Raw genomic sequence first — 8,819 nt, 5'->3', positions numbered from 1 at the left:
GGCCTACCAGCATGATGACGTTGGGGATGCGGCTGCTCAGGACGAGCTTGCTGTCGGTGCGGCCCAACAGCTCGGTCAGCTCGTCGAGCACGATCTTGATGACGTTCTGCGCCGGCGTGAGCGAATCGAGCACCTCGGCGTCGAGGCAGCGCTCCTTCGTGCGGGCGACGAACGACTTCACCACCTTGAAGTTGACGTCCGCTTCCAGAAGCGCCATGCGGATCTCGCGCATGGCGTCGTTGATATCGTCCTCGGTCAGGCGACCCTTGCCGCGCAGACCGCTGAATATGCCCTGCAGGCGCGTCGATAGGTTCTCGAGCATGGTAGATGACTCCTCGTCGTATGCGTCGATTGAGCGTAATGCATGGAATTATACGCCAGCAAGACCCGCCGAGCCACAAACACACAAGCAATCCGAGCGCTCGTCAGAACCATCCGCCGCGGAGGCATCCGTTGCGGAATACTTTTTCAAACAGGAAACAATAAAGTATTCCGCATTCGGAATACTTTATTGCCATCGAGCAAACCAACGCGTTCGGACGGTTATAAGCTCTTCATCGGAATCACCCTGGAAATCGCAAGATCGAAAGGATGGAGCTCGTTTTCTTCTTCGTACTCAAACGTAACGCACGATCCGTTTTCGTATTCCATGCGTTCCAGATTTCCTCTTGCATCGTACCCAAAAGAAATGCTTCCGCAGAACGTATCACCATAGTACTCGTCGCAAAATGTCACCTGTCCACGACCGTCAGAGCAAACGCGCGCGAACCCTTCGACAGAACGCAGCGGAAGGAAAATGACGACAGGCTCTCATTTCTGCCCCACCGTTTTAACATACATGAGCTTTCCTGCGAATAATCAAGAATACTATCGACGCGGCAATACCTGCCGGTATCGCGAACATCGGCAAGCACATGATCAAACTCGAGAATATCATAGGGACAATATCAGCATCACTCGTATGCCCTTCGGCAGTCCAATAGCCAGCACAATAGACGATGCTTGAAACGACTGCGGTCGGACAGAAACAAGATATGAAAAGGTCTGAAAAGCTTCTGCTCGTCTTACAACATAAAGTCAAGGCAGTCGCAGCAATCACAAGGGTCAGCAAACCACTCCCTAACACGAAAGCCATAGCGACCTTCTCAGCTTCTTCTATGCTGTAGGACATGAAATACGCGGGCAAAAGCGCAGGAACGCCTATCATAAAGACTATGGACAACACTGCCAACAAGCATCCCGCAGCAAAGCTACCCGAACCTCGATCGACATCCCTTTCGAAAAAGTAAAAGATCTTCAAAGCCGTTCCTCTATTCATTTTTCAGATGCACTTTCACAAGAGCGTTGGATACGAAAAACTTATGCGGTAGCGCATTCTACGTCAATTGGCCAAACATCGTCTGTCCTGCACGCGACAGAATCGAAGCCATTGTTGAAGGATTTTCTACTTTTTGGTATTCATACTCAAAAGAGTAAGCTGAAGCATATGCATTAGCTATCGAAATGGATTTGAGATTTCCGTAGTCATCATAAGCGAAAGCGCGCTCCTCAATCACTCCAAGACCTTCTTGAGATACAGAAACAGCGACCAATCTACCAGACTCATCGTATTCGCATGACTTCGAGTAGCTATCATCTTCGTAGTTGCCGCTCACGCCGATAAGAAACCCGGTTTCGTCATAACACGACGATCTCGCATAGCTTTCCCCATTTTCCGTTTTCGATTCGCTTGATATTTCCGCCAAACCACCTTCTGGACTATACGAGTAGCGATCCACGCCAGAAGCACGAGTAACTTTATCGGAGCCAAAGCTCACTTCAGATTCCCACTCAGCACTTAATAGTCGCCCTTCGCCGTCCGGAGTGCATTGGAACCTCGTCGAAGTTACGACGGTACCTGCAGTTTCGTCTGACAACTTCTTCTCAACGATTCGTCCGACTGGAAAACCCCTCTCATCGAACTCCGACTCGACGACCACGATATCGGAGCCGCTGTCCTGGTTGCGATAAACCGCTCGGATAACATTTCCTCTATCGTCGAGTTCCATGGTTGCTATATTCTGAACCACGTTGACCGCACTACCATCATGAATTGTAGCGTGAGCATCGATGCTTTTTAACACGAACGCAGGTTGCAAATTAGCATCTTCTTGCTCTTCATCACCTGCATCATGGACTCCGTTGCCCGAACATCCGAACAAGCAAAGTACAGCGATCAAGCTAAAAGCAGTCGTTAGACCCCTCATCGTTTTCACTCCGCCCCTCCTTAACAAAGCGCAACTGCTTTCCACTAGTCGCTCTAATCGAATTAATCCGAGCCTTGTACACTTCCTTTGATGACTTGTTATAGCAAGTCATCAAAGGAAGTGTAGCACATACTCTGAAACCATGAAAAGCGACGGCCGTAGAATAATACTGGGCAAGACAATAAAGATGCTGCGCGAGGAGCAACACCTTTCCCAACGTCGTTTCGCTCTTATGGTGGGTACGAACCAAACTCACTTATGGCAAATCGAGTGCGGCCAGGTGAGCGTCGGGATCGATCTCTTGTGCAGGATTGCCGATGGACTCGATATCAAGGTCAAAGATCTCATAGATTTCTAAAAACCAGCTTTGCAGACAGCCGATTCAACCACGCCATAATCTTCAGGAACGCAAGATCAGGACAGTCCCAACAACGCTTCCAACCGCAAGCGGATGTAGCCGTTCAAAAGCTCCGTATACCGCTCGTCGAGCGGGAAGTCGGAGTGCGGAGCAAACTCGAAGCCGCGCAGCGTCGCGAGACGATCGCGCAGGTCGTCCGTCATCACGCGTTTCGCCTGATAATCCAGCAGCACGTTCGACGGGCTCTTGTACCACGCGGCTGATCGATCCAGGTCGGAAGCCGTCAAACCCGCGTCGATGTCGCGGATGAACAGCGACAGGTTGTTGTCGAAGATGGGCGCAGCGGAAACGAGCGAGCGCGTCCGGTTGTCGAACAGGAATCCGAAGTTCCCAAGATGACGATCGTCGTTGGCGATCAGCGCGTCGAAGACCGTCATTTCCGAGAAACGCTCGAACGCCTCCGTCCCCTGTTCGACGTAGACCGCCGCCACCTCGTCGAACGACAGCGTGCCGAACATGCTGGAGAACGTCGCGAAGCCGGTGTCGCGACTCGTGAACAAGGGGCTGGCGCTGCACAACTCGCCATGCCATCGCGCCAGATCGTAGGACGCATGGGAAAAGCCCAGGGCTTCGGCCAGCTGCGCCGCATAGTACTCGGCATGGGGCTCGAGCCCGTTCGAGTTGGGAGCGCCGGCCTTGTACAGATAGCGCTCGCCGTCGACGACGCGCCAGGCTTTCGGAAACTGGCCGCTCGTGGTCAGCTCGCCCGACAGTCCCTCCGGCACCCTCGACGTGTCGATCACGCCCGAGAACGCCGCCGTGGCGACGAGCTCGTCGAACGGATTCTCGTACAGGTTCTTCTCCGCGAACATCGCCTTCGACCCGTCGGGAACGACCCAATACGCATCGTTGAGCGAAAGGCCGTTGCACGCGTCGAGCATCTGCATCGCGTCGTCGAACCGTATGCCGTACTGGCGCACGATACGGGAGGCGAACGTCCGGTTCTTCGAAAGGGTGCGCGATTCGATCCACCGCTCGAACGAAGCCGCGTCGCCCGTCACGCGAAACGGCAGCAGCCCGCGCTCCGACTCGTCGCATTCCGCGCTCGCGCAACGCACGGCGCCGCTCGCGTCGCGCACCAAGGTGAACGACGCGAGGTCGTCGTCGTAGAGCTTCAGCAGGTATGTCCGCGTTTCCTCCATGCGCTCATTCTACCATCGCGCCGCGAAGCGCGTTCGGAACGCTTTTCCAACGTACGGCGCCGAAAGGCGTCTCGCGCTCGGATACGCCGCCCTTTAGAAATACCGATTGATCCCCGATTCGTCCTTCTCGCGGCGGATGGCGCCGCTGCCGACCAGGTGGTTGAGGATGACGACGCCCTCGGTGACGATGCACCAGCGCTGCACAAAGGATATCTCCTCCCAGGTGGGATACGGGACGTTCCACTTGATGGCGCGGATGACCTCCTCGCCGGCCAGCCCCGGCCGGTCGCGCACGATGCCGCACGTCTCCTCCAGGCGCTCCAGGTGGTGATCGCGCAGCCAGCCGATGCGCTCGTCGAAATCGTCGCGCGGCTCGCCGTGCGCGACGAACAGTTTCTCGCAGCGCAGCGCCCGCACCTTGTCCAGGCTGTCGAGGTAGGCCTGCAACCCGTCCGCTCCGTCGGGGAACAGCGCGATGCTGGGCGATATGACGAACAGCACGTGGTCGCCGCCGAACAGGATGCGCGATTCGGGCTCGTAGAGCGCCAAGTGCCCGGGCGTGTGTCCGGGCGTCTCCACCACGCGAAACCGGTAGCGCCCCACCTCGATGGCATCGCCGTCGCACGACGCCACGAGCTCCAGTCGCGAGGCGTCGAACAGGCGCGGCTCCACGGCGTAGCGCGCGTACCCCGACGCGTCGGACGGCGGCACGCCCTCGGCCGTGAACGCGCGCCGCGCCGCATCATAGGATGAAGCCGCGCGCGACGCGCGCACCGACTCGAAGTCCACGGGGCTCACGTACAGCTTCGCGCCGGGCAGCGCCAAGCGGTCGACCAGCCCCGCATGGTCGAGATGCAGGTGCGTGAGGAAGAAGCGCATCCGCGTGCGGTCGACATCGAGCTCGGTCAACGCAGCATCGAGGATAGCGAAGCCCTCGTCCGACGGCGCTCCGGTGTCGATGACGAGCGTCTCGTCGCCGTCCTTCACGATGTAACAGTTCGTGTCGTTCGTGGAGATGTTCTGAAACGGCACGCGCACCTCGAGCACGTCGGGGTCATGATGGACCTGGACGAACGCCATGCTACGCCCGCTCGTCGAACTCGCCTACGAGCGCGCGGGCGAAATCGTGCGCGTCGAAGTCGCGCAGGTCGTCCAATCCCTCGCCCACGCCGATCTTGAGCACGGGAAGCCCCAGTTCGTGGGACACGGCCAGCGCGATGCCGCCCTTGGCGGTGCCGTCGAGCTTCGTGACGATGACGCCGTCCAAATCGAGCGCGCGGTCGAACTCGCGCGCCTGAGAAAGGCCGTTCTGGCCGGTGGTGGCATCGGTGACCAGCACGGTGTACACAGGCAGCTGCGAACGCTTGCGCACCACGTTCACCACTTTCTCCAGCTCGCGCATGAGGTCGGCCGACGTGTGAAGGCGCCCCGCCGTGTCGATGAGCACGAGGTCGGCGCCGCGGCTCTCGGCGCGCTCGATGGTGTCGTAGCACACGCTGGCCGGATCGCTGCCGCGCTCGCGGGTGACCACCTCGACGTTCGCGCGCTCCGCCCACACCTCCAGCTGCTCGATGGCCGCCGCGCGGAACGTGTCGGCGCTGCCGAGGATGACCGTGCGGCCTGCATCGGTCGCCTCCTTCGCCAGCTTGCCCACCGTGGTGGTCTTGCCGGTACCGTTGATGCCCACGAACAGCACGAGCGCGGGCTGACCGCCCAGCACGTCCTCGCCGCCTTCCGTGAACGTGGAGGCGATCTGGTCGTTCAGCAGGTCGAGCACGGCGTAGGCGTCGGGCAGCGCCTTGCGCGTGGCCTGATCGCGCAGACCCTCCACGATCTCGGCGGCCGCGGCGCCCCCGACGTCGGCCAGGATGAGCGTCTCCTCGAGGCCGTCCCAGAACTCCTCGTCGAGATCGGGGCCGCGGTCGAGCAGGACGTTCATCTGCTCCTTGAACTTGTCGCGCGAGCGGGTAAGCCCCTCGCTGATCCTATCGAAAAATCCCATGTCGGGCTCCTTTCTTGGTCGCCTGAACAGTGTATCCCAAATAGGGCCGCGCGTCAGCGGCGCGGATCCTCCTCCTGCTCCCTGCGCATCTTGCGCAACGAGCGCGTATAGCCGACGAAGGGGAAGAACGAGAACACGAACCCGGCGGCGAACACCGCGCAGGCCGCGAGGCACGCCCACGACCCCGGCACGTTGCCTTGGGCGGAGAGCCGCGCCTGCAACGCGAAGAGCAGCGCCGCCGCCAGCGCGCAGACGAGCGCCGCCCAGCCCAAGCCCGCCCGGCTCGCGCCGATCGTCTCGGCCTGCGCGTCGTCGTCGGTGTACAGCGGGACGGCGCCGGCCTCGGCGCGCACGATCTGCCACGACGACCCCAGCGCCACGCTCTGCCAGCCGCCGATGCGGTACAGCTCCTGCGCCTCCGCCGAGAAGTCGCGCTGGAAGTCCACCGCGTAGTCGTAAGCATGGGGCTCGCCCGCCTCGAAGCGGTACAGGATCCCGCACGAGAACCCGCTCAGATGCCATCCCCGCGCGCTCATGTCCGCGAGCATCGCCATGTCGTGCTCCGGCATAATGGCCAACCCGCCGCACAACCGGTATCTAGCCATGGTTCTCCTCGCCCGCCTCTCCCAGCTGCGCCTCCGCGAAGGCGACCAGCCGCTTGCGCCGAACGAAATCGCGCTCGAGCACCGCGCGCCCCTCGTCGGTGGCCGCGTACAGGATGCGGCTCTCGTCCTCGGCGATCTCGACGATCCACCCCGCCGCCTTGAGCTTCTTGAGCGTCGTGTACATGGTGGCCGGCCCGATCTTCACCGCGCCGTCCGTGGACTCCTCGACGCCCTGCATGATCCGGTAGCCGTGCACCGGCTCGAGCGTAGCCAGCAGGATCAGGAAGATGCTGTCGGACAGCTCCCCCGTCTCGTACGGGCTCTTCTTCGCCATTTCGTTCCTCTCGTATATCCATGATGGATACTATGCTACAATGAGCCTGCTTGCAAGCGAACAATCTTCGATCTTCCCACTATACTCTATCTGGAAATGGAGCGTCCCATCATGGCTGAAGAGCGTTTGGAAGCGTCGGCTGCAAGCGAGCAGGCAGCAGGAAATTTCGCATCAGGAGAAAGCTCCCCTTGGGGCAAGGAGCGCGGCAACCGGGCGTTCCGGATCATCACGCTGATCGCCCTGCCCCTTCTGTGGATCGGGTTCTTCCACTCCCTTTTCACGGGCAACGAGGGCAACATGTCCAGCTATTCGCTCGTGATACTCATGTTCTCGCTGTTGAACGCGGACGTGCTGATCAAAGGCGAGAAGCTGTCTAACAAGGTGCTCGACGTGCTAGCGAAGACCAACTGCGTGCTGCTGTTCCTCTGGGCAGCCGCCACCATCGTCCACGTGCTAGTGAAGTAGCGATCCGCAACCGGAGGATGAGACACTTACCCCGCCCCTCCGTCTCATCCTCATCTCCTCCTCTCGCAGCCAGAAGCTCGAAACGTCACCGGTTCGGAACGCGTTCTACATGAAGGAAGGCCGGCGGGCGTGCCGCGCGCAGTTCCGCACGAGCCGAAACGCCCAGCGGGCGTTTCGTGCGAGCTCAGGACTGTTTGAGCACGGCATGCCCGCCGGCCTTCGCAACACGCAGGTCAAAAGCTATTCCGCGTGCCGCAGCGCGTTCTCGAGCTTCTGGCTGACTACCTTCGTCACGCCGTCCGCCTGCATGGACACGCCGAACAGCATATCGGCCATCTCCATGGTGCGCCGCTGGTGCGTGATCATGATGAGCTGCGTGGTGTCGCGAAGCGTGTCGAGGTACATCGTGAGACGGCGCAGGTTCGAGTCGTCGAGCGCGGCCTCCACCTCGTCGAGGATGTAGAACGGCGTCGTGCGGATGCGGTACACCGCGAACAGGAGCGCGAGCGCCGTGAGCGACTTCTCGCCGCCGGACATGAGCATCATCTTCGTGATGCGCTTGCCGCGAGGCTGCGCCGTCACCTCCACGCCCGTATTCTCCAAATCGTCGGGATCCACGAGCGTGAGCTCGGCCGAACCGCCCGGGAACAGCACGGCGAATATCTCGCTGAAGTTCTTGTTCACCGCGTCGAAGGTGCGTACGAAGTCGTCCTTCATGCGCGCGTCGATGACGCGGACGATCTTGGCGAGCGAGCGGCGCGCGCCGTCCAGGTCCGAAAGCTGCGCAGCCAGGTAGTCGTAGCGCGTCTTGAGCTGCTCGTACTCCTCGGCGGCGTCCGGGTTGATGGTGCCCATGTTCGCGATGCGGCGTCGCAGCTTGAACGCCGCGTCCTCGGTGGCGCCGCGATCCTCCAGCTCCGGCGTCTCGAGCGCGCGGTCGAGCGGAACCTTGCAGTCGTGGACGATGGCGTTCACCGCCGCGTCCACCTGCACCTCCAAGCGTCCCTTGTCCACGCGCGCGGCGGACAGGCGCGCGTTGGCGTCGTCGAAGGCGTCGTGGGCGGCTCGCGCTCGGGCGCGCGCCTCGTTCACGGCGTTGTGCAGGCCCGTCGAGGAATCCTGCGCAGCGGTGGCCGCCTCCTCGAGGTCGCGCGTCCAGCGACGGGCGCTGGCCACGAGCTCTTCGAACAGCGCGAGCAAGGGCTCGATGCGCCGCTGCGCCACCTGCTTCTTCACAAGGCTCTCGCGCGCCTCGGCGTCGCTCGATGCCACGGCCTCCAAATCGCGCGTGCGCGCGTCCACCACGCGGCTCGTGTACGTCTGCCGCTCGGAAAGCGTGGCGGCCTTGAGCTTGGCTTCGGACAGCGCGTCGCGCAGGCGCGCGGCCTCCTTGCGAAGCGGCACCACCGCCTCCTGCGCTTCCTCGTAGCGCGCGGCTGCCGACTCCAGCTCCTGCTTGAGAGCGGCCAGCTTCTGCCCGAGCGCCTCCACCGAGGGACGCGCTTGGGCCACGGTGCGCTCGGCCTCGCCGCGCTGGCGCTCGATGTCCTCGAACTCGCGGCGCACGGCCGCCAGCTTCTCTTCGGCGCGACGCGCCTCGGCGTCGC

General features: G+C 61.3%; 9 protein-coding genes and 1 pseudogene. 2 read left to right on the top strand and 8 right to left on the bottom strand.

Features of this window, described 5'->3' with window-relative positions; translation table 11 throughout:
* Both ACMO6A_RS06275 and ACMO6A_RS06270 read right to left on the bottom strand, forming a co-directional pair.
* On the bottom strand, nt 1–322 hold a 322-nt coding region (locus ACMO6A_RS06275; protein ID WP_418470919.1), incomplete at its 3' end, for a signal recognition particle receptor subunit alpha.
* Between the two features lie 1,054 nt (nt 323–1,376).
* Nucleotides 1,377–2,246 (bottom strand): hypothetical protein, encoded by an 870-nt coding sequence (locus tag ACMO6A_RS06270; protein WP_157011139.1) that lies wholly within the window; start codon nt 2,244–2,246, stop codon nt 1,377–1,379.
* Nucleotides 2,247–2,388: 142 nt separating this feature from the next.
* On the opposite strand from ACMO6A_RS06270, the gene ACMO6A_RS06265 reads away from it, so the two are divergent.
* The gene (locus ACMO6A_RS06265) at nt 2,389–2,604 is read left to right on the top strand and encodes a helix-turn-helix domain-containing protein (RefSeq protein ID WP_009304494.1); all 216 of its coding nucleotides are present in this window, start codon (nt 2,389–2,391) and stop codon (nt 2,602–2,604) included.
* 56 nt (nt 2,605–2,660) lie between these two features.
* On the opposite strand, the gene ACMO6A_RS06260 is transcribed toward ACMO6A_RS06265, so the two are convergent.
* The 5 genes from ACMO6A_RS06260 to ACMO6A_RS06240 all read right to left on the bottom strand — a co-directional run bounded on the left by ACMO6A_RS06260 (nt 2,661) and on the right by ACMO6A_RS06240 (nt 6,747).
* On the bottom strand, nt 2,661–3,806 hold the full coding sequence (locus tag ACMO6A_RS06260) for a HipA family kinase (protein ID WP_009304495.1): 1,146 nt from the start codon (nt 3,804–3,806) through the stop codon (nt 2,661–2,663).
* A 93-nt stretch (nt 3,807–3,899) separates the two neighbouring features.
* Nucleotides 3,900–4,886 carry an MBL fold metallo-hydrolase gene (locus tag ACMO6A_RS06255; protein WP_009304496.1) on the bottom strand — a complete coding sequence of 329 codons (987 nt, stop codon included), beginning with the start codon at nt 4,884–4,886 and terminating at the stop codon, nt 3,900–3,902.
* Between the two features lies 1 nt (nt 4,887).
* Complete coding sequence (gene ftsY / locus ACMO6A_RS06250) at nt 4,888–5,808, bottom strand: signal recognition particle-docking protein FtsY (RefSeq protein ID WP_009304497.1); 921 nt, start codon at nt 5,806–5,808, stop codon at nt 4,888–4,890.
* Between the two features lie 53 nt (nt 5,809–5,861).
* Complete coding sequence (locus ACMO6A_RS06245; protein ID WP_009304498.1) at nt 5,862–6,413, bottom strand: DUF2812 domain-containing protein; 552 nt, start codon at nt 6,411–6,413, stop codon at nt 5,862–5,864.
* The gene (locus tag ACMO6A_RS06240) at nt 6,406–6,747 is read right to left on the bottom strand and encodes a PadR family transcriptional regulator (RefSeq protein ID WP_009304499.1); all 342 of its coding nucleotides are present in this window, start codon (nt 6,745–6,747) and stop codon (nt 6,406–6,408) included. Before ACMO6A_RS06240 ends, ACMO6A_RS06245 begins: the two co-directional genes overlap by 8 nt.
* Before the next feature lie 111 nt (nt 6,748–6,858).
* Between ACMO6A_RS06240 and ACMO6A_RS06235 the strand changes: the two genes are divergently transcribed.
* Entirely contained in the window at nt 6,859–7,212 is a 354-nt protein-coding gene (locus ACMO6A_RS06235) for a hypothetical protein (RefSeq protein ID WP_009609139.1), read from the top strand.
* 240 nt (nt 7,213–7,452) lie between these two features.
* Here the strand turns inward: ACMO6A_RS06235 and ACMO6A_RS06230 are convergent.
* A pseudogene (locus ACMO6A_RS06230) lies at nt 7,453–8,819 on the bottom strand (chromosome segregation protein SMC); the annotation flags it as partial.

The sequence above is a fragment of the Eggerthella sp. genome, from assembly GCF_048329335.1.
GTDB lineage: Bacteria > Actinomycetota > Coriobacteriia > Coriobacteriales > Eggerthellaceae > Eggerthella > Eggerthella lenta.
The sequence above is the reverse complement of the archived record's forward strand: the minus strand, read 5'-3'. Positions and strand labels throughout refer to the sequence as shown.

What these genes read in the sequence shown, in the direction of transcription:
- ACMO6A_RS06270 (WP_157011139.1), bottom strand. Translation starts at nt 2,246, where the DNA reads ATGAGGGGTCTAACGACTGCTTTTAGCTTGATCGCTGTACTTTGCTTG.
- ACMO6A_RS06265 (WP_009304494.1), top strand. Translation starts at nt 2,389, where the DNA reads ATGAAAAGCGACGGCCGTAGAATAATACTGGGCAAGACAATAAAGATG.
- ACMO6A_RS06260 (WP_009304495.1), bottom strand. Translation starts at nt 3,806, where the DNA reads ATGGAGGAAACGCGGACATACCTGCTGAAGCTCTACGACGACGACCTC.
- ACMO6A_RS06255 (WP_009304496.1), bottom strand. Translation starts at nt 4,886, where the DNA reads ATGGCGTTCGTCCAGGTCCATCATGACCCCGACGTGCTCGAGGTGCGC.
- ftsY (WP_009304497.1), bottom strand. Translation starts at nt 5,808, where the DNA reads ATGGGATTTTTCGATAGGATCAGCGAGGGGCTTACCCGCTCGCGCGAC.
- ACMO6A_RS06245 (WP_009304498.1), bottom strand. Translation starts at nt 6,413, where the DNA reads ATGGCTAGATACCGGTTGTGCGGCGGGTTGGCCATTATGCCGGAGCAC.
- ACMO6A_RS06240 (WP_009304499.1), bottom strand. Translation starts at nt 6,747, where the DNA reads ATGGCGAAGAAGAGCCCGTACGAGACGGGGGAGCTGTCCGACAGCATC.
- ACMO6A_RS06235 (WP_009609139.1), top strand. Translation starts at nt 6,859, where the DNA reads ATGGCTGAAGAGCGTTTGGAAGCGTCGGCTGCAAGCGAGCAGGCAGCA.